General features: G+C 67.5%; 16 protein-coding genes. 9 read left to right on the top strand and 7 right to left on the bottom strand.

Annotation, left to right across the window (positions count from 1 at the left end; translation table 11 throughout):
* Positions 1-18: 18 nt before the first annotated feature.
* The 4 genes from clpA to R0D99_RS13355 all read left to right on the top strand — a co-directional run bounded on the left by clpA (position 19) and on the right by R0D99_RS13355 (position 6072).
* Positions 19-2355 carry an ATP-dependent Clp protease ATP-binding subunit ClpA gene (gene clpA, locus R0D99_RS13370; protein ID WP_317748666.1) on the top strand — a complete coding sequence of 779 codons (2337 nt, stop codon included), beginning with the start codon at positions 19-21 and terminating at the stop codon, positions 2353-2355.
* A 109-nt stretch (positions 2356-2464) separates the two neighbouring features.
* Positions 2465-2848, top strand: coding sequence for a VOC family protein (locus R0D99_RS13365; protein ID WP_317748665.1), 384 nt, complete (start codon positions 2465-2467; stop codon positions 2846-2848).
* A gap of 49 nt (positions 2849-2897) precedes the next feature.
* Entirely contained in the window at positions 2898-4352 is a 1455-nt protein-coding gene (sbcB, locus tag R0D99_RS13360; protein ID WP_317748664.1) for an exodeoxyribonuclease I, read from the top strand.
* A gap of 151 nt (positions 4353-4503) precedes the next feature.
* Positions 4504-6072, top strand: coding sequence for an IPTL-CTERM sorting domain-containing protein (locus tag R0D99_RS13355; protein ID WP_317748663.1), 1569 nt, complete (start codon positions 4504-4506; stop codon positions 6070-6072).
* A gap of 239 nt (positions 6073-6311) precedes the next feature.
* Here the strand turns inward: R0D99_RS13355 and R0D99_RS13350 are convergent, their stop codons facing one another.
* Positions 6312-6845, bottom strand: a complete 534-nt coding sequence (locus tag R0D99_RS13350) for a redoxin domain-containing protein (RefSeq protein ID WP_317748662.1) — start codon at positions 6843-6845, stop codon at positions 6312-6314.
* A gap of 61 nt (positions 6846-6906) precedes the next feature.
* On the opposite strand from R0D99_RS13350, the gene R0D99_RS13345 reads away from it, so the two are divergent.
* Entirely contained in the window at positions 6907-8271 is a 1365-nt protein-coding gene (locus R0D99_RS13345; protein WP_317748661.1) for a TrpB-like pyridoxal phosphate-dependent enzyme, read from the top strand.
* Between the two features lie 9 nt (positions 8272-8280).
* On the opposite strand, the gene serB is transcribed toward R0D99_RS13345, so the two are convergent.
* From serB to mfd, 4 genes are all read right to left on the bottom strand, one after another.
* On the bottom strand, positions 8281-9024 hold the full coding sequence (serB, locus tag R0D99_RS13340) for a phosphoserine phosphatase SerB (protein WP_317748660.1): 744 nt from the start codon (positions 9022-9024) through the stop codon (positions 8281-8283).
* A 132-nt stretch (positions 9025-9156) separates the two neighbouring features.
* A complete protein-coding gene (locus R0D99_RS13335) occupies positions 9157-9876 on the bottom strand; it encodes a L,D-transpeptidase (RefSeq protein ID WP_317748659.1) in 720 nt (239 codons plus the stop codon).
* Positions 9877-10026: 150 nt separating this feature from the next.
* Positions 10027-10368 carry a hypothetical protein gene (locus R0D99_RS13330; protein ID WP_317748658.1) on the bottom strand — a complete coding sequence of 114 codons (342 nt, stop codon included), beginning with the start codon at positions 10366-10368 and terminating at the stop codon, positions 10027-10029.
* 175 nt (positions 10369-10543) lie between these two features.
* Positions 10544-14047 (bottom strand): transcription-repair coupling factor, encoded by a 3504-nt coding sequence (mfd, locus tag R0D99_RS13325; RefSeq protein ID WP_317748657.1) that lies wholly within the window; start codon positions 14045-14047, stop codon positions 10544-10546.
* 193 nt (positions 14048-14240) lie between these two features.
* On the opposite strand from mfd, the gene ispD reads away from it, so the two are divergent.
* Positions 14241-14936, top strand: a complete 696-nt coding sequence (gene ispD, locus R0D99_RS13320; RefSeq protein WP_317748656.1) for a 2-C-methyl-D-erythritol 4-phosphate cytidylyltransferase — start codon at positions 14241-14243, stop codon at positions 14934-14936.
* Positions 14933-15433 carry a 2-C-methyl-D-erythritol 2,4-cyclodiphosphate synthase gene (ispF, locus tag R0D99_RS13315; RefSeq protein ID WP_317748655.1) on the top strand — a complete coding sequence of 167 codons (501 nt, stop codon included), beginning with the start codon at positions 14933-14935 and terminating at the stop codon, positions 15431-15433. Before ispD ends, ispF begins: the two co-directional genes overlap by 4 nt.
* A gap of 51 nt (positions 15434-15484) precedes the next feature.
* Here ispF and R0D99_RS13310 read toward each other — a convergent pair whose 3' ends face one another.
* On the bottom strand, positions 15485-16951 hold the full coding sequence (locus R0D99_RS13310; protein ID WP_317748654.1) for a sensor histidine kinase: 1467 nt from the start codon (positions 16949-16951) through the stop codon (positions 15485-15487).
* Between the two features lie 53 nt (positions 16952-17004).
* Positions 17005-17736, bottom strand: a complete 732-nt coding sequence (ompR, locus tag R0D99_RS13305) for a two-component system response regulator OmpR (RefSeq protein ID WP_317748653.1) — start codon at positions 17734-17736, stop codon at positions 17005-17007.
* 159 nt (positions 17737-17895) lie between these two features.
* On the opposite strand from ompR, the gene R0D99_RS13300 reads away from it, so the two are divergent.
* Together R0D99_RS13300 and R0D99_RS13295 are read left to right on the top strand one after the other, a co-directional pair.
* Positions 17896-18222, top strand: a complete 327-nt coding sequence (locus R0D99_RS13300) for a hypothetical protein (RefSeq protein WP_317748652.1) — start codon at positions 17896-17898, stop codon at positions 18220-18222.
* 96 nt (positions 18223-18318) lie between these two features.
* Positions 18319-19053, top strand: coding sequence for an SIMPL domain-containing protein (locus tag R0D99_RS13295; RefSeq protein WP_416365891.1), 735 nt, complete (start codon positions 18319-18321; stop codon positions 19051-19053).
* Positions 19054-19134: the final 81 nt, after the last annotated feature.

Here is a 19134-nt window from a genome sequence, read left to right as displayed (position 1 = left end):
CGCTAAAGGAAACACACCATGATTGCCCAGGAACTGGAAGTCAGCCTCCACATGGCATTTGTCGAGGCCCGTCAGCAGCGCCACGAATTCATCACGGTCGAGCACCTGCTGCTGGCCCTGCTGGACAACCCCAGCGCGGCAGAGGTCTTGCGTGCCTGCTCGGCCAACATCGACGACCTGCGCTCGTCGCTCACCAATTTCATCAAGGACAACACGCCCCAGGTCGCCGGCACCGACGACGTGGACACCCAGCCCACGCTGGGTTTCCAGCGCGTCATCCAGCGTGCCATCATGCACGTGCAGTCCACCGGCAACGGCAAGAAGGAAGTCACTGGCGCCAACGTGCTGGTCGCCATCTTTGGCGAGAAGGACTCGCACGCCGTGTACTACCTGCACCAGCAGGGCGTGACGCGCCTGGACGTCGTCAACTTCATCGCGCACGGCATCCGCAAGAGCGACCCGCCCGACCAGCCTAAGCCGGCCGAAGGCCAGCCCGGCGCCAGCGGTGAGGCCGAGGAGGCCACCGAAAAGAACGAGAAGCAGTCGCCGCTGGAGCAGTTCACCGTCAACCTGAACCAGAACGCCAAGGACGGCAAGATCGACCCGCTGATCGGCCGCGAATACGAGGTCGAGCGCACCATCCAGATCCTGTGCCGCCGCCGCAAGAACAACCCGCTGCTGGTGGGTGAGGCCGGCGTGGGCAAGACGGCCATTGCCGAAGGCCTGGCCTGGCGCATCACCGAAGGCTCGGTGCCCGAGATTCTGGCCGAGGCCACGGTGTATTCGCTCGACATGGGCGCGCTGCTGGCGGGCACCAAGTACCGCGGCGACTTTGAGCAGCGCCTGAAGGGCGTGCTGAAAAGCCTCAAGGACAAGCCCAACGCCATCCTGTTCATCGACGAGATCCACACCCTGATCGGCGCCGGCGCGGCGTCGGGCGGCACGCTGGACGCGTCCAACCTGCTCAAGCCCGCGCTGTCGAGCGGCCAGCTCAAGTGCATCGGCGCGACCACGTTCACCGAATACCGCGGCATCTTCGAGAAGGACGCGGCGCTGTCGCGGCGCTTCCAGAAGGTCGACGTGGTCGAACCTACGGTGCCCGAGACGATCGAGATCCTCAAGGGGCTCAAGAGCCGCTTCGAGGAGCACCACAGTGTGAGGTACGCCACGGCTGCGCTGCAGGCCGCGGCCGAGCTGTCGGCCAAGTACATCACCGACCGGCATCTGCCCGACAAGGCCATCGACGTGATCGACGAGGCCGGCGCGGCGCAGCGCATCGCCTTGGCCAGCAAGCGCAAGAAGACCATCGGCAAACACGAGATCGAGGAGATCGTCGCCAAGATCGCCCGCATCCCGCCGGCCAGCGTCAGCAACGACGACCGCAGCAAGCTGCAGACGCTGGAGCGCGACCTCAAGTCGGTCGTGTTCGGGCAGGACAAGGCGCTCGAAGTGCTGGCCGCCAGCGTGAAGATGGCGCGCTCGGGTCTGGGCAAGGGCGACAAGCCGATTGGCAGCTTCCTGTTCAGCGGACCCACCGGCGTCGGCAAGACCGAAGCGGCCAAGCAGCTCGCCTACATCATGGGCGTCGAGCTGATCCGCTTCGACATGTCGGAATACATGGAGCGCCACGCCGTCAGCCGCCTGATCGGCGCGCCTCCCGGCTATGTCGGCTTCGACCAGGGCGGCCTGCTGACCGAGGCCATCAGCAAGAAGCCGCACTGCGTGCTGCTGCTCGACGAAATCGAGAAGGCGCACCCCGACATCTTCAACGTGCTGCTGCAGGTGATGGACCACGGCACGCTGACGGACAACAACGGGCGCAAGGCCGACTTCCGCAACGTCATCATCATCATGACGACCAACGCGGGCGCCGAGACGCTGAACAAGAGCACCATCGGCTTCACTACGCAGCGTCAGGCGGGCGACGAGATGGCCGACATCAAGCGCCTGTTCACGCCCGAGTTCCGCAACCGGCTGGACGCCATCGTCAGCTTCAAGCCGCTCGACGAGCAGGTCATCCTGCGCGTGGTCGACAAGTTCCTGCTGCAACTGGAGCAGCAACTGGCCGAGAAGAAGGTTGAGGTCACCTTCACCGACCAGCTGCGCAAGTTCCTGGCCAAGAAGGGCTTCGATCCGCTGATGGGCGCGCGCCCGATGCAGCGCCTGATCCAGGAGACCATCCGCAAGGCGCTGGCCGACGAGCTGCTGTTTGGCCGCCTGACCGAAGGCGGTCGCCTGACGGTGGACCTGGACGACAAGGACGAGGTGACGCTCGACATCACCCCGCTGCCCAAGCGCGAGCGCAGCCGCGGCGCCGAACCGGCCGAGCCGGAAGAGGAAGTCGCCGCGGACTGACGGCTTCGCGTCGTCCACAGGGGCCGGCTGCCTGCGCAGCCGGCCTTTTTTTGTGGGCGCGCGCACTATCATGTGGCGGCAAATTTCCAGCCCACTCACGAGGAGACCCATGTTCAGCCACATCATGATCGGCACCAACGATCTCGAAAAGTCCCGCAGCTTCTACGACGCCGTCCTGGCCGTCCTGGGCGCCAAGCCCGGCGTGCTGGACCGCCATCGTGTGTTCTGGCGCGCCAACGGCGGCACCTTCAGCGTCACCCAGCCCATCGACGGCCAGGCCGCGACCGGCGGCAACGGCACGACCGTCGGTTTCGCGCTGGCCAGCCCCGAGCAGGTCGACCAGTTTCACGCCACCGCCCTGGCCCACGGCGGCGTGGCCATCGAAGACCCGCCCGGCTGGCGCGGCGGCCCGGCGGGGCTGTACCTGTGCTACTTCCGCGACCCGGACGGCCACAAGATCTGCGGCCTGCACCGCCCGGCCAAGCCGCAGTAAGCGGCTGCGACCGTCGCGCCGCCGTGGCGCCCGTTATGCTGGCGCCACGATGAGCACGCCCACCTTCCTCTGGCACGACTACGAAACCTTCGGTGCCAACCCCCGCCGCGACCGCCCGGCGCAGTTCGCCGCCATCCGCACCGATGCCGACCTGAACGAAATCGGCGCGCCGGTGATGCTGTACTGCCAACCGGCGCCCGACGTGCTGCCCGACCCGGTGAGTTGCCTCATTACCGGCATCACGCCGCAGGAATGCGCGGCCAAGGGCGTGCCGGAGCATGAGTTTGCCGCCCGTATCCACGCGCTGCTGGCCGAGCCGGGCACCATCGGCGTGGGCTACAACTCGATCCGCTTCGACGACGAGGTGACGCGCCACCTGCTGTGGCGCAACCTGCGTGAACCCTATGGGCGCGAGTGGCAGAACGACTGCGGCCGCTGGGACTTGCTGGACGTGGTGCGCGCCGCGCACGCGCTGCGGCCCGATGGCATCGAATGGCCACGCGGTGACGACGGGCACACCACCTTCCGGCTTGAAAAGCTGAGCGCCGCCAACGGCCTGGCGCACGACGCAGCGCACGACGCGCTGTCCGACGTGCGCGCCACCATCGCGCTGGCGCGGTTGCTGCGAGCGCGCCAGCCGCGCTTGTTCGACTTCTGCCTGTCGCTACGAAAAAAAGAGCGCGTCGCGCAGGAACTGGGCCTGCCGACCACGTTGCGCGAGGCGCGGCCGTTTGTGCACATCAGCGGCATGTTCGGCGCCGCGCGCGGCTGCCTGGCACTGATGGCGCCGCTGGCCATGCACCCGACCAACAAGAACGAGCTGCTGGCGTGGGACCTGTCGGCCGACCCGGCCGAGCTGGCCGATCTGAAGCCCGACGCCGTGCGCGAGCGCCTGTTCACGCCCACCGCCGACTTGCCCGAAGGCGTCACGCGGCTGGCCATCAAGGGCGTGCACCTGAACAAGTCGCCCATCGTCATCGGCGGCGTGGCCATGCTGCAGAAGCAGCCCGACTTGATGAAGCGCTGGGGCATCGACCTGGGGCTGGCCGAGCGCCACTTCGACCGCCTGCGCGCCTTGCCCGACCTCAGCGCGCTGTGGCCGCAGGTCTATGCGCGCCCGGCCGCGACCACGCCGGTTGACGTGGACGAGGATTTGTACGGCGCCTTCGTCGGCAACGCCGACCGCCGCCGGCTGGACGGGTTGTTGAAGCTCTCTCCGCAGGAGCTGGCCACGTCACGCACCGGCTTCGACGACGAGCGCCTGGGCGAGTTGCTGTTCCGCTACCGGGCGCGCAACTTCCCCGACACGCTGAGCGCCCCCGAGCAGGCGCGCTGGCTGCAGCACCGCGCCGCGCGCCTGCTGCATGGCGAAGGCGGCGCGCTGACGGTGCAAGGGCTGTTCGACCGCGTCGACCAACTGGCCGAAAGCGCCGACGACGAGCGTGCCCAGGGCGTGCTGGAGGCGCTGTACGAGTGGGGCGAGCACATGGCGCCGGAGGCTTGAGGGCGCTGCATGAACAGATGGTCTCATTGGCATGGGGCCACTGCCTGAACTGGCGTGCGCGCGTCCATATAATCATTTTTGATTACCAATGGGGTATGACTGAACCGGTGGTCATGCTGGCGCAGTGCAAAACTCAGGAATAGGGGGAAAAATGGCTGGAAATGTGGTTACTGCGCTGCTGCGCGCTTGGGCAAAGCTGGCGGTTGCTGTGGCGATGCTCCTGAGCCTTTCCGCGGTTCAGCACGCACACGCGGCCAATTGCAAGGTGCTTTTTCACGGCTCTGTTGGTTACGTATCCGCTCAGGCTTTGGTTCTGGATGGTTACGATGTGGTTGCCACGGAGACCCTGACTGGGCTGTCGGGTTATCTGTCAGGGCCGAATGCCAATCTGGGCCAGTACTGCCTGATCTGGTTGCACTGGGTGAACCACTACACGCCGACGGCTGCGGATGGTGACGCGATCAAGACCTACCTGGCGGGTGGCGGCAGCGTCCATTTCAGCGGCGAATACCCCGAGGGACAGATGTCCATGTCTGCAGCGTACACAGCGTGGATGCTGGACATCATGAACACCCGCTTGCTCCCGGCCTCTGGCGGAGGTTCGGTCACGTATTCGACCTCGATGCAAGGGGGAACTTGGGAGTTGAATCCGGCTTCCATCGCGAGCGTTCATGCGGTGCCTTTTCCGCTTGGCAGCCCACAGCCCAGTCAAATCGGTTTTGACAATGGCGGCGGTTTGTTGGGCAACATTCCTGCGCGCAACCGCGTCGCCTATCAGGGCGATCTCGCCAGTATGTCCGGCGTGACCAATACCGCTGCGTTCGACGAAGCTGACATGGTCGGTGGCAAGGGCCGGATCTCCTTCTTTGGCGACGTGGGCAATCTCGGACCCTCGACGCAGACCTCACAAAACATTCAGCTCATCAAGAATCTGCAAAACTTCCTTTCAGCGTCGGGACCGTCCAGTTGTCCGGCCAACCTGCTGGCCGTGGACGATTCAGGATCGGTGTTTGCGACTGGCGGCCAAGCGATTGCCAACGTATTGAGCAACGACGACATGAATCCGGGAGGGCTGCACGGTCAGGTGGTGCCGCAGCTGGGCACCTTTGTCACGGTAAGCGAGGTACCGGGATCCAACACCTCCCCAGCTGGCTTCGTTATCACCCTGGATACCGCTACGGGAGCAGTCAATGTCCCAGCCAACACGCCGCCCGGGACCTATTCACTGGATTACAAGATCTGCCAGATTTCGCATCCGACCAACTGCGCTACGGCCAAGGCCACGGTGACAGTGAAGGGCCCCCCGCCAGCGGCGATCAGCTTGACACAGGCGGTCAATTCTCACCCGGTGGGCGCAACCCACCAGGCACAGGCCACCGTGACCGATGCCAATGGCAAGCCTGTGCCCAACGTTGATGTAACGCTCACCCTCGCCAGCGGCCCGAACGTTGACAACGTGTATCTGGTGGTCAAGACCGATTCGAACGGCGTGGCCGTGTTCAGCTACCCGGGTGTCGGTGGGTTGGGGATGGACGTGCTGCAGGCTACCGTGGATTCCGGCAATGGGTCGCTTCCTTCCAACACGCTGGAGGTGAAGTGGACGCAGCCGCGTGCCCAGGAACCTCAGGCGCCAGTTGCGGTACCGACGTTGTCAGGTTGGAGCTTGTTGCTGTTGGCACTGACGGCCGGCGTTACCGGTTGGCGTCGCCAACGTCGATAAGGGCGGTGGTGCGTCGGGCTCTTGCCGCCCCTGTCCGTCGCCTTGGGGAGAGGCAAAAGTCTTTCGGTGTTGTGGAGCGCATCACAATACAGTTGTCGTCGCCGTCAATTAGAAAGTGCGCTATGCCGTGTATGAGTGGGGCGAACACATGAGTGTCGGAGACGGTTTTGCTCCTGTTTTAATAGCTCTTTTGTTTGATGGGCAAGCGCTGTCGGTGAATTGAAATTGCAACTCGTGCCCTAAAGCCCAGCCCACCACAACCTCAGCCGCATGCCCGTTTCGCTGGTGTAACCGACGCTACTGGCACGAATGCGGCCTCCAGCGTCGATGACGACCAACGCCGGCACGGCACCCAGGCCGTAGCGCGCGGCCAGCGCGCCGTCGGGGTCGATCACGGTGGGCCAGGCCAGGCCGCGCTGCGCCAGCACGCGGCGCACGGCGGCCACGTCGCCCGATTGCATGGCCACGGTCAGCACCGGCCAGTCGGCGGCGACGGCCGTGATGCTGGATTGCTCCAGTCGGCAGATCGTGCACCAGTCGGCCCAGAAATGCAGCGCCACGGGCCGGCCGGGGTGCGCGGCGCGCCACTGCGCCAGGCTCAGCACGGCGCCGTCCTGTGCGCTCACGGCCAGTGCCTCGAAGTCGGGCGCCGGCCCACTGGGCACATGGCGCGTCTGCCACAGGTGCGCGCCGGCCAGCACCGCCAGCACCATCGCCAGCGTGACGAGGTGCGAGCGCCATCGGCCCCACGCGGGCGCTTGCGCTCGATTCATGAAGGGGGTGTCCGCGCCGCTGGCATACTGGCACTTTAGACCAACGCTGGAGGAAACAGCCATGAGCACCCAAACCAAGTACCTGCTGCAAGAAAGCCAGATGCCCAAGTTCTGGTACAACATCCAGGCCGACTTGCCCAAGCCGATGCCGCCGGTGCTGCACCCGGGCACCCTGCAGCCCATCGGCCCGGACGACCTGGCGCCGCTGTTTCCGATGTCGCTGATTCAGCAAGAGGTGACGACCGAGCGCGAGGTCGAAATCCCCGAACCCGTGCGCGAAGTGTTCCGCCTGTGGCGCCCGGCGCCGCTGTTTCGCGCGCACCGTCTTGAAAAAGCCCTGGGCACGCCGGCGCGCATCTTCTACAAATACGAAGGCGTCAGCCCCGCCGGCAGCCACAAGCCCAACTCGGCCATTCCGCAGGCCTTCTACAACGCGCAGGCCGGCATCAAGCGGCTGACCACCGAGACCGGCGCCGGCCAGTGGGGCAGCTCGCTCGCCATGGCCGGGCAACTGTTCGGCCTGGACGTGACGATCTACCAGGTGCGCGTCAGCTATGACCAGAAGCCCTACCGTCGCGCGCTGATGGAAACGTACGGCGCGCGCTGCGTGGCATCGCCCAGCAACGAGACCGAATACGGCCGCCGCGTGCTGGCCGAGAACCCCGACCACCCGGGCAGCCTGGGCATCGCCATCAGCGAAGCGGTGGAGATCGCGGCGCAGCGCGACGACACCAAGTACGCGCTGGGCAGCGTGCTCAACCACGTGCTGCTGCATCAGACCATCATCGGACTGGAAGCGATGGAGCAGATGCACATGGCCGACGCCTGGCCCGACGTCATCGTAGGCTGCACCGGCGGCGGCAGCAACTTCGCGGGCATCGCGTTCCCGTTCATCGGCTATGGCCTGCGCGGCGGCGCCAAGCCGCGCATCGTGGCCGTCGAGCCGGCGGCGTGCCCAAGCCTCACGCGCGGCAAATACGCCTACGACTTCGGCGACACCGGCCACATGACCCCGCTGACCAAGATGCACACGCTGGGCAGCACGTTCACCCCGCCGGGCTTTCACGCCGGTGGCCTTCGCTACCACGGCATGGCGCCCTTGGTCAGCCACTGCAAGGAACTGGGCCTGCTCGAAGCCACCGCCTACACGCAGAACCAATGCTTTGAAGCCGGCGTCACCTTTGCCCGCGCCGAAGGCATCGTGCCCGCGCCTGAAGCCAACCACGCCGTGCGCGGCGCCATCGAGGAAGCCCTGCGCTGCAAGCGCGAAGGCAAGGCCGAGACCATCCTGTTCAACCTGAGCGGCCACGGCCACTTCGACATGGGCAGCTACCAGAAGTACTTTGCCGGCGAACTGACCGACCAGAGCTACGACGAGAAGGAACTGGCCCAGGCGCTGTCGGGCTTGCCGGCGGTACCGGCCTGAAGGCGCGGGTCAGCGATCGGCTTCGCTGAACACTTCCAGCAGCCGATCCAGCCCGCCCATGTCGATCGCCACTTTGGCCTGCTCGCGCACGCGGGGCTTGGCGCGGTAGGCGACAGACAGGCCGACGGCGCCCATCATTTCCAGGTCGTTGGCGCCGTCTCCCATGGCAATGGCCTGGGCCGGGTCGCAGCCGAGCAGGCTGCACACGCGAAGCACGGTCTGGCGCTTCATGTCGCCGTCGCAGATGTCGCCCCAGCTTTGCGGCAGGATGCGGCCGGTGAGTTGCCCATCGACGATGTCCAGCTTGTTGCTGCGGGCGAAGTCCAGTGCCAGGCGGTCGCGCAGGCGGTCGGCGAAGTAGGTGAAGCCGCCCGAGATCAGCAGGACCTTCAGCCCCGCGGCCTTGCAGGCCAGCACCAGTTCGGCCGCGCCAGGGTTCAGGCGCAGCCGCGCGCGGTAGACCTGCGCCAGCTGTTCTTCGCGCACCCCTTCCAGCATGGCCACGCGGCGGCGCAGGCTTTCCTTGTAATCGGTGATTTCGCCGCGCATGGCGGCTTCGGTGATGGCGGCGACCTCGGCCTTGCGCCCGGCGGCGTCGGCGATTTCGTCCACGCATTCGATGTTGATCAGCGTCGAATCCATGTCGAACGCGATCAGCTTGTAGTCACGCAGGGACAGCGGCAGCGCGAGGCCGCGCACGCTCAGGCCGGGGCTGATTTCCCGCACGTGCGGGGAAGAGGATGAGGTGTCCATTTGCTTCGTTTTCGATAGCTGCCTGCGCAGTTTGGGCAAGCGCCAGCGGTCAAAAAGGCTCGAAAACTGCAATTATCCACGCAGCCGCCGGTCGCGGGGCGCCACGTGGTCAGCGGTAGCGGTGACGGCAGCTCAGCGCGCAGGCGTCGACGGCGCGCGGGCCAGCGCCGGCGTGTCGGCGTCGGTGGCAAACGGGAACACGCTGGCGACCGAGCGCGTTTCGGGCAGCACATAGACCACGCCCTGCGAGCGCGAGAACATCGGGTCGATCACGCGGTCGTAAAAACTGGGCGGAATGTTGACGCAGCCGAACGAGATGCGGTTGTCCTGCACGCCGGGCGTCTGCAGGCGGCGCGGGCGGCCTTCGCCCGGCACGTTGCGCACGCGGTGCATCGACAGGGCCGAGTCGTAGTCGAGCCAGACAATGTCTTCGCCCTGGTGGTTGCGGCCCGGCTCGGTCAGGTAGCGGCCGGCCATGGTGACTTTTTCGTGCAGGCGCACCTTGGACAGCGGGCGATTGCCGATGTCGGGTGGCGCCACGTCGCCCTGCGCCTGACCGACCAGCACCGGGCTTTGTGCCACGGCACGACCCTGGGCGTCGAACACCCACAGTGTGGCGCCCGGCTTGTCGATGATGGCGAAGGCCCGCCCCCCGGCATCGCCCGAACGCCGCACATCGGCCGCCAGGCGGCGGATGCGCTCGGCCGCGTCCTCCGTCGCACCGGCGAAGCCCGCCAGCGGCGCCGGTGAATCGACCGCGGTGGCCGCCGCGTCGAGCGTGGCGGCCTGTGCGGCCCACGACGACCACGACAGCAGCAACGCCGCCGTCAACGCACGGAAGGAAGGGGGCACGATTTGAAGCTTGTGCGGCATGGCAGGGCAAAAAGACATCGACAGACATTGTGAACGCAGACGGCGCCGCGCTCGTCGTTGACACGAAAAAGCCTCGATGAACGAGGCTTTTTCGTTTCTCCGCAAACCGGAGTGCGTGGCTGGCTACCGTCAGCCGCGGTCGCGGCGCGGAGGCAGCGGTGCGGGGGCCGGCGCAGGGGGCGGCGGCGGGGGCGGCGTTACGACAGGCGCCGGAGCCGGACGGGCAGGCGGCACCACGACCGCAGGCGCGGGCGCCGGTGCCGGGACGACAACCGGAGCGGGGGCCACTGGCACAGCGGCACGACCGGTGGGGTTGAATTGGCCGGCGTCAGGCTGACCTTTTTCCTTCAGCGGCGAATTGGGCTTGGAGGCGTCGCTGTTCTGCGCGCTCTGGCGCGGGTCATTCTGCGCGAAGGCGGCGCCGGACAACACCAGACTGGCAAGCATCGCGGCTGTGGTGAGCTTTTTCATGTTACGTGCTCCCTTTCAGAGGGTTGATGGACAGTGGTTTGGGTAAGACACCATGCACGTTCGATAACCGGAGTTACGTGGGCGTGGAGGCTTGCAAACGAATGTACGCATCAGCCCGTGCCGACGGGGTAGTGGTGCGGCGACGCTGCGTGTAGGACGCGCGCGGCGGGGCTTGTCAGGTCAGCGCGGCCTCCTTCCGCGCGGGCACCGGCTGGCCAAGGCCGCGCAGCACGTCGCGCACCATCTGCGCGCGGTCCTTCGGCTCGGGCAGCGCTTTTTCGATGCGCAGCTTGTCGTTGCCGGCCAATTTGATGTGCTTGTTCTTCTGGATCATCTGGATGATGGCCATGGGCTCCACCGGCGCATTGGGCTTGAAGGCGATGTGGATGACGCCCGGCGCCGCGTCCACCTTCTGCACGCCGTAGGGCTGCGACAGCACGCGCAGCCGGTGCACATCGACCAGCGTCTGCGCCTGCGGCGGCAGCTTGCCGAATCGGTCGACGATTTCTTCCAGCAGCGTGTCGATCTGCTCGCTGGTTTTGGCGGTGGCCAGCTTCTTGTAGAACGACAGGCGCAGGTGCACGTCGCCGCAGTAGTCGCCCGGCAGCAGGGCGGGCGCGTGCAGGTTGATTTCGGTGACGGCCTGCATGGGGCTCAGCAGGTCGGGCTCCTTGCCGGCCTTCAAGGCTTTCACCGCCTCGGCCAGCATCTCGTTGTAGAGCTGAAAGCCGATCTCCATCATGTTGCCGCTCTGGTTCTCGCCCAGCACCTCGCCGGCGCCGCGAATCTCCAGGTCGTGCATGGCCAGGTAGAAGCCGCTGCCCAGCTCCTCCATCTGCTGAATAGCGTCGAGCCGCTGCGCCGCCTGCTTCGTTAACCCCTCGATCTCGGGCACCATCAGGTAGGCGTAGGCTTGGTGGTGGCTGCGGCCCACACGGCCGCGGAGCTGGTGCAACTGCGCCAGGCCGAATTTGTCGGCGCGGCTCATGACGATGGTGTTGGCGGTGGGCACGTCGATGCCCGTCTCGATGATGGTGGAGCACAGCAGCAGGTTGTAGCGCTGGGCCACGAAGTCGCGCATCACGCGCTCCAGCTCGCGCTCGGGCATCTGGCCGTGGGCGATGGCGATGCGCGCCTCGGGCAGGATCTTTTCCAGCGCCTGGCGGCGGTTCTCGATGGTTTCCACCTCGTTGTGCAGGAAGTAGACCTGCCCGCCGCGCTTCAATTCGCGCAGCACGGCTTCGCGGATCACGCCCGTGCCCTCGTTGCGCACAAAGGTCTTGATGGCCAGGCGGCGCTGCGGGGCGGTGGCGATCACGCTCAAATCGCGCAGGCCTTCCAGCGCCATGCCCATGGTGCGCGGGATCGGCGTGGCGGTGAGCGTGAGCACATCCACCTCGGCGCGGAACTGCTTCATCGCCTCCTTGTGGCGAACGCCAAAGCGGTGCTCCTCGTCGATGATGAGCAGGCCCAGGTTCTTGAACTGCGTCTTGTCGCTGAGCAGCTTGTGCGTGCCCACCACGATGTCGACGCTGCCGTCGGCAATGCCCTTGAGCGTGGCGTTCACTTCCTTGGTTGAGTTGAAGCGGCTCATGCCCGCCACCTTGATGGGCCACTTGGCAAAGCGGTCGGCCATCAACTGATAGTGCTGCTCGGCCAGCAGCGTGGTGGGCGCGAGAAAGGCCACCTGCTTGCCGCCTGTCACCGCGACAAAGGCGGCGCGCAGGGCGACTTCCGTCTTGCCAAAGCCCACGTCGCCGCACACCAGCCGGTCCATCGGCTGCGGGCTGATCATGTCCTGCACCACGGCGTGGATGGCGGCTTTCTGGTCGGCGGTTTCTTCAAAGCCGAAGTCGGCCGCAAAGGTTTCGTAATCGTGTGGGCTGTAGCGGAACGCATGGCCCTCGCGCGCGGCGCGGCGGGCGTAGATGTTGAGCAGCTCGGCCGCCGCGTCGCGCACCTGTTCGGCCGCCTTGCGCTTGGCCTTGTCCCACTGGCCGCTGCCCAGCTTGTGCAGCGGCGCTTCGTCGGCGCTGACGCCGGTGTAGCGGCCGATCAGGTGCAGCTGCGACACCGGCACGTACAGCACGGCGTCGGCGGCGTATTCGAGATGCAGGAATTCCTGCAGCGCAGGCGATCCGTCGGCGTTCTTCGCACCCATGTCCATGTTCACCAGCCCGCGATAGCGCCCGATGCCGTGCTGCGCGTGCACCACCGGGTCGCCCAGGTTCAGCTCGCTCAGGTCCTTGATCAGCGCTTCGACGTCGCTGACCTGTTCCTGCTTGCGGCGCCGGCGCGTGGTGCTGCCTTGCGCGAACAGCTCGGTCTCGGTCACGAAGTCGATGCCGCCCTCGACCCAGGCAAACCCGCGCGCCAGCGCAGCCGTGGCGATGCCCGTCGGCTCGTCGCTGGCCTGGAATTCGGCCAGCGAATCGAAGGCGGGCGGATGGAGCCCGGACGCGCGTAGGAAGTCCAGCAGGCTCTCGCGCCGGCCCGCGCTTTCGGCCAGCACCAGCGCGCGGTGCGGGCTGGCACGCAGATGCGCCTGCAGGCGCGCCAGTGGATCGTCGGCGCCGCGCACGACCGTGAGGTCGGGCAGGTGGTCGAATTCGGCGAAGGGGTTGGTGTCTTGCGCGCCGCCCCCAGCGGGGGGAGGAACAACACCGCGCACCGCCAGTTGCGCATGCGGCTTGGCACGCACATAAAACTGCTCGGCGTCCAGAAACAGCGCCTCGGGCGGCAGCACGGGCCGCTCGGGATCGCCCTGCGCCAGGCGGTAGCGCTCGCGCGTGTCCTGCGCGAACTGCTGGAATGCGGCTTCCAGGTCGCCGTGCAGCACCAGCGTGGCGCTGTCACCCAGGTAGTCGAACACGGTGGCCGTGTCGTCGAAGAACAGCGGCAGGTAGTACTCGATGCCCGCGGTGGCGACGCCGTTGCCCATGTCCTTGTAGATGCGGCTCTTGGTCGGGTCGCCTTCCAGCAGCTCGCGCCAGCGGCTGCGGAATTTGGCGCGTGCCGCGTCGTCCATGGGGAATTCGCGGCCCGGCAGCAGACGGACTTCGGGCACGGGGTACAGGCTGCGCTGCGTGTCGGGGTCGAAGGCGCGGATCGAGTCGATCTCGTCGTCGAACAGGTCGACGCGGAACGGCATCGCGCTGCCCATGGGAAACAGGTCGATCAGCCCGCCGCGCACCGCGTATTCGCCGGGGCTCGCCACCTGCGTCACGTGCGTGTAGCCGGCCAGCGTCAGCTGAGATTTCAGCGCGGCCTCGTCCAGCGACTGGCCCTGCTTGAAGTGGAAGGTGTAGCCCGCCATGAAGCCGGGCGGCGCCAGGCGGTACAAGGCCGTGGTGGCGGGAATCAGCACCACGTCGGCCTGCCGCTGGCGAATGGCCCACAGCGTGGCCAGCCGCTCGCTGATCAGGTCCTGGTGCGGGCTGAAGGTGTCGTAGGGCAGCGTTTCCCAGTCGGGGAACATCACGCTGCGCAGGCCGGGGCCGAAGAAGGCGATTTCGTCCATCAGCCGCCGCGCGTCGCCCGCATCGGCGGTGACGATGGCCGTGAGCCGGCCCTGGCCCGCTTCGCGCTGTGCCAGCTGGGCAAGCAGCAGCGCGTCGCTGGAGGCGGGCGGGGCGGGCAGGGCGTGGCGTTTGCCGGGGATGAGCTTGGGCAGGTCCATGAAAGCGGGGCGCTGGAAACGACAAAAACCCCCGGCCGGCAGGGGCGGGGGGTGAGGGCTGAATTTTACGCCGCCTGCGTTTTGCGTGCTTTCGGCCGTTGGCGCTTGTCTGTAAAGCGCTGGTAGCTAGCATAAAAGGAGCAAATGGCCCCTTGCGGCTCACTACAATGCGGGCCAGCCCATGCCTGATGTGATGCCCCCCGCCCGTTGCCACGCCTTGCTGCCCTGCGCCGGCACCGGCTCTCGTGCCGGCACGGTGGTGCCCAAGCAATACCAGCCGGTGGCCGGCCAGCCGATGGTGCACCACACGCTGGCCGCCCTGGCGCGCGTGCCGCGCATCGACCAGATCCACGTGGTCGTCGCGCCTGGCGACGATGGGCTGAAGCGCGAAGAGGCTATATATTCGATAGCAAACTGCGGAGGCGCCACGCGCGCTGAAAGCGTCTTCAATGGCCTGACACGCATGCTGGCCGACGGCGCCCGTCCCGATGACTGGGTGCTGGTGCACGACGCCGCGCGCTGCCTGGTGACGCCCGCGCTGATCGACGGGCTGATCGACGCCTGCCTGCCCGACGCCGTCGGCGGCCTGCTGGCACTGCCCCTGCCAGACACGCTGAAAAGCGAGCGCGCCGGTCGCGTGGCGGCGACCATCGAGCGCGCCGGCAAATGGCTGGCGCAGACGCCGCAGATGTTCCGCGTTGGCGCGTTGCGCGACGCCTACGCGGCCCATGCGGCCGGCGGCTTTGCCGGCATCACCGACGAGGCCAGCGCCATGGAGGCCGCCGGCCACGCCCCCTTGCTGGTGATGGGCAGTGCGCAGAACATCAAGGTGACGTATCCCGAAGACTTCGCGCTGGCCGAGGCCGTTTTGAGGAGCCGAGACGCATGACAGAAAAGCACACCGGCATGCCCGCCTTCCGCATCGGCGAAGGGTGGGACGTGCACGCGCTGGTGCCGGGCCGGCCGCTGGTGCTGGGCGGCGTGCACATTCCGCACACCCAGGGGCTGCTGGGCCATTCGGATGCCGACGCGCTGCTGCACGCCATCACCGATGCGCTGCTGGGCGCGGCGGGGCTGGGCGACATCGGCACGCACTTCCCGGACAGCGACGACCGCTTTGCCGGGGCCGATTCGCACGCGCTGCTGGTCGAGGCGGCGCGGCGCGTAAAGGCCGCGGGCTGGCGCGTCGGCAACCTGGACAGCACCGTGGTGGCGCAGCGGCCGCGCCTGGCGCCGCACATTGGCGCCATGCGTGCGCGCATCGCCGAAGCGCTGGACATCACCCAGGCCCAGGTCAACGTCAAGGCCAAGACGGCCGAACGGCTGGGCGCGGTGGGGCAGGGCGCGTCGATCGAGGCGCGCGCGGTGGTGCTATTGGTTCAGTAGCGAACTGCGCCGTTGCAGCAAGCGCTGGTGGCCTGATTAGCGTTTTTTGCGTCAGCGCCGCTTCTTGAGCAGCGACACCCCGGCCTTGGGTTCGTCGGCCTGGCGCAGCCGCACGATGGCCATCAGGCCGCCGTCGGGGCTGTTTTCCAGCTCCAGAAAGCCGCCCATGTTCTGCACCATCTTGGCGACGATGGCCAGGCCCAGGCCGGCGCCGGTGGCCGCGGTGCGCGCGCGGTCGCCGCGAAAGAACGGGCGCGTCAGGCTGGGCAGCAACTGCGGCGCCACGCCCGGGCCGTGGTCGCGCACGCGCAGCGTCACCCAGGCGTCGCGCGCGGCGGCCGTCATGTGCACGTGCGCCACGGCGCTGCCCTCGGTCTTGCCGTAGCGGCGCGCGTTCTCCAGCAGGTTGGCCAGCACGCGCGACAGCTCGACGTCGTCGCCCATGACGCGCAGCTCGGGCGCGATGTCGATCTGCACCTGCAGGTCGTCGCCCAGCGTGAACGGCTGGGCCGCCGCTGCGGCGATGTCGGCCAGCGGCAGCGCGTGAAGCTCCAGGTGGCCGGGCCGGGCGTAGTCGAGAAACTTGTCGATGATGGTGTCGACCTGTCCGATGTCGGCCACCATGTGGTCGCGCGCCTCGGTGTCGGGCACGCTCATCTCGGTTTCCAGCCGCAGCCGCGCCAGTGGCGTGCGCAGGTCGTGCGAGATGCCGGCCAGCATCTCGGCGCGGTCCTGCTCGATTTTCGACAGCTGCTCCGCCATGCGGTTGAAGCCGACATTGACCGCGCGGATTTCACTGGAGCGGGCCGACTCGTCCAGCCGCCAGCGCTCGAAGTCGCCTTCGCGCACGTGGGCGGCGGCAATCGACAGCTGGCGCAAGGGCCGGTTGATGAAGCCGGCCAGCAAGGCCGCGCCCACCAGCGACAGCGCGCCCAGCATGGCCAGCCACACCAGCCAGGCGCTGCCGCCCAGCAGTGCGCCGATGCGCGAGCGGTCGGTCAGCAGCCAGTACGAATCGCCTTCGATCGCAAAGCCCACCCACAGGCCGGGTTCGTCGTTGACCCGGCTGGCCACCACGGTGCCGGGGCCGAGGCGGGCGACGATTTCGGCGCTCATGCGGCGCTCCAGTTCGGTCTGGTTGAACAGGTCGAACTTGTCGCCCGGCTCGTGCGTGGCGATGCGCACCTTTTCCTGGTCGGCCAGCGTCTTGATGAGCGAGACGCGCGCAATGGCGTCCGAGTGCACCAGCGCCGCGCGCGACAGGTTGACCAGCGACGCCACCTGGCGCGCGTTGCCCAGGACGCGCGGCTCGTATTCGAGCGTGCGGAACATCTGGTACCAGCCGATGGAGCTGCCCAGCAGCAGCAGCGCCAGCAGGATGAAGGTGCGCCAGAACAGGCTGAACCCGAGCGGGCGGCGCGCCGAGCGCGCGGCGTCGGCGGACGAATCCCCTCCCTGGCCGGCGCGCGCGGCCGCACTGCTGCGCCGGCTGTCCGGCACGGGGGCCGCCGCGCTCATCGAAGGGGGGGCCGCGCCTTCAGGGGCGGGCACGGCAGGCGGCGCAGGACGCATCAGCCGGTGCCGTCCGGCACGAACACGTAGCCCACGCCCCACACGGTCTGGATGTAGCGCGGGCTGGCGGCGTCCTGCTCGATCAGCTTGCGCAGGCGCGACACCTGCACGTCCAGGCTGCGGTCGAAGGGCTCGAATTCGCGCCCGCGCGCCAGCTGCGCCAGCTTTTCGCGCGACAGCGGCTGACGCGGGTGGCGCACCAGCGCCTTGAGCATGGCGAATTCGCCCGTGGTCAGGTTGATTTCCTCGCCGTTCTTGCGCAGCGTGCGGGCGCCCAGGTCGAAGTGGAAGGGCCCGAAGCTGACCGATTCGTTTTCGGCCGAGGGTGCGCCGGGCGCTTCCTGCGGCGGGCGGCGGCGCAGCACGGCGTGGATGCGCGCCAGCAATTCGCGCGGGTTGAACGGCTTGCCCAGGTAATCGTCGGCACCGACTTCCAGGCCGACGATGCGGTCCACGTCCTCGCCCTTGGCCGTCAACATGATGATGGGTGTGCGGTCACCGGCGGCCCGCAGGCGGCGGCACACGGACAGGCCGTCCTCGCCGGGCATCATCAGATCGAGCACGATCAGGTCGATGGTGTCGCGCAGCATGATGCGCGAGAGGGCCTTGGCATCCTCGGCCAGGATGACCTCGAACCCTTCCTGCGCCAGATAGCGGCGCAGCAGGTCGCGGATGCGCGCATCGTCGTCAACGACGACGATCTTGTCGGTGCGGTGGCTTGCCTGGTTCATCAAAACCTTTCTGACGTATTTGTAACAGAGCCATTGTGGCCCTGATCGGCCGGGAATACCGGGTTAACCCCAGCCGACTTTCACAGTGTTACAAGTGTTGCCCCGTCCTTGGGCAATGTGAAGGACGCACACGGTGGGATGAGGCATCGTCCGGTTCCCATGAAGCAACGACTTTTCAGCGCGCCGGGCTGGCTAGGGCTGGCCTTGGCGCTGGGGCCGGGCGTGGCCCGCGCGCAGCCCAGTGGCGAAGCGCCCGACATGGGGCCGGGCGCGGCTGTGGCGGCGGCGGCTGCAGCGGACGTGCTGCGCCGAAGCGGTGTCTGGCAAGCGGTCAATGCCGTCCATCACCGGCGCGAAGGGTTCGCGGGGCCTGACCACCGGCTCACCGCCGAGCAGCGGGAGCAGTTGCGCGACCAGGTGCGGCGCGCATCGGTGCGGACGGAGATGGCGCCGCCAAGGCTCGCCACGCCGCCCGGCGGGCGCTGACCGGCGTGCCGATTGCGCGCTTGTCCCACAAGGGCGGCGCGCGGCGCTGCCCATAATGCGCGGCAGCGTTTCATCTTGAACGCATCGCTATTTGCCATGAAACATCCTATCTCCCGTTGGGGCACGCTGGCCCTGCTGGCGGCGGCGTGTGTCGCCGCGCCGGCCCACGCCCAGGTGCCCAATTCACCCGCCACCATGACCCTCACCGCGCCCCAGAATGTGCTGCAACTGTCTGCCACCGGGCAGGTCGAGGCGATGCAGGATTTGCTGACGCTGTCGCTGACCACCACGCGCGAGGGCGCCGATGCCGCCAGCGTGCAGGCCGAGTTGCGCAAGGCGCTGGACGCCGCGTTGAACCAGGTCAAGTCCACCGCCCAACCCGGCCAGATGGACGTGCGCACCGGCGACTTCAGCATTCACCCGCGCTACAACCGCGACGGCAAGATCAACGGTTGGCAGGGCAGGGCCGAACTGATCCTGGAAGGCAGGGACTTTCCCCGCATCACCCAGGCGGCCGCGCGCGCCACCCCCATGACCATCGGCAATGTGTCGTTCGGCCTGAGCCGCGAGCAGCGCACCAGGGTGGAGAGCGAGGCGCAGGCCATCGCCATCGAGCGCTTCAAGGCCCGCGCGGCCGAGATCGCCCGCGCCTTCGGGTTTGCCGGCTACAGCCTGCGCGAAGTGGCCATCAGCGGCGATGCCGAAGTGCCCATGCCGCGTGCCTATGGCATGGCCAAGGCGCAAGCCATGGTGGCCGACGCGCCGGTGCCGGTCGAACCGGGCAAGAGCACCGTGCAGGTCATCGTGTCGGGGACGGTGCAGGCACGCTGACCGCCGGCCGCCTGGCGCGCCGCGACAGCGCGCGCCACACGTTTCAATTACCATGACCGTCAGGCGGTGGGCGCGGGTGCC

The sequence above is a fragment of the Ottowia sp. SB7-C50 genome, assembly GCF_033110285.1.
Lineage (GTDB): Bacteria > Pseudomonadota > Gammaproteobacteria > Burkholderiales > Burkholderiaceae_C > Ottowia.
The sequence above is the reverse complement of the archived record's forward strand: the minus strand, read 5'-3'. Positions and strand labels throughout refer to the sequence as shown.

What these genes read in the sequence shown, in the direction of transcription:
- clpA (WP_317748666.1), top strand. Translation starts at nt 19, where the DNA reads ATGATTGCCCAGGAACTGGAAGTCAGCCTCCACATGGCATTTGTCGAG.
- R0D99_RS13365 (WP_317748665.1), top strand. Translation starts at nt 2,465, where the DNA reads ATGTTCAGCCACATCATGATCGGCACCAACGATCTCGAAAAGTCCCGC.
- sbcB (WP_317748664.1), top strand. Translation starts at nt 2,898, where the DNA reads ATGAGCACGCCCACCTTCCTCTGGCACGACTACGAAACCTTCGGTGCC.
- R0D99_RS13355 (WP_317748663.1), top strand. Translation starts at nt 4,504, where the DNA reads ATGGCTGGAAATGTGGTTACTGCGCTGCTGCGCGCTTGGGCAAAGCTG.
- R0D99_RS13350 (WP_317748662.1), bottom strand. Translation starts at nt 6,845, where the DNA reads ATGAATCGAGCGCAAGCGCCCGCGTGGGGCCGATGGCGCTCGCACCTC.
- R0D99_RS13345 (WP_317748661.1), top strand. Translation starts at nt 6,907, where the DNA reads ATGAGCACCCAAACCAAGTACCTGCTGCAAGAAAGCCAGATGCCCAAG.
- serB (WP_317748660.1), bottom strand. Translation starts at nt 9,024, where the DNA reads ATGGACACCTCATCCTCTTCCCCGCACGTGCGGGAAATCAGCCCCGGC.
- R0D99_RS13330 (WP_317748658.1), bottom strand. Translation starts at nt 10,368, where the DNA reads ATGAAAAAGCTCACCACAGCCGCGATGCTTGCCAGTCTGGTGTTGTCC.
- mfd (WP_317748657.1), bottom strand. Translation starts at nt 14,047, where the DNA reads ATGGACCTGCCCAAGCTCATCCCCGGCAAACGCCACGCCCTGCCCGCC.
- ispD (WP_317748656.1), top strand. Translation starts at nt 14,241, where the DNA reads ATGCCCCCCGCCCGTTGCCACGCCTTGCTGCCCTGCGCCGGCACCGGC.
- ispF (WP_317748655.1), top strand. Translation starts at nt 14,933, where the DNA reads ATGACAGAAAAGCACACCGGCATGCCCGCCTTCCGCATCGGCGAAGGG.
- R0D99_RS13310 (WP_317748654.1), bottom strand. Translation starts at nt 16,951, where the DNA reads ATGAGCGCGGCGGCCCCCGTGCCGGACAGCCGGCGCAGCAGTGCGGCC.
- ompR (WP_317748653.1), bottom strand. Translation starts at nt 17,736, where the DNA reads ATGAACCAGGCAAGCCACCGCACCGACAAGATCGTCGTCGTTGACGAC.
- R0D99_RS13300 (WP_317748652.1), top strand. Translation starts at nt 17,896, where the DNA reads ATGAAGCAACGACTTTTCAGCGCGCCGGGCTGGCTAGGGCTGGCCTTG.
- R0D99_RS13295 (WP_416365891.1), top strand. Translation starts at nt 18,319, where the DNA reads ATGAAACATCCTATCTCCCGTTGGGGCACGCTGGCCCTGCTGGCGGCG.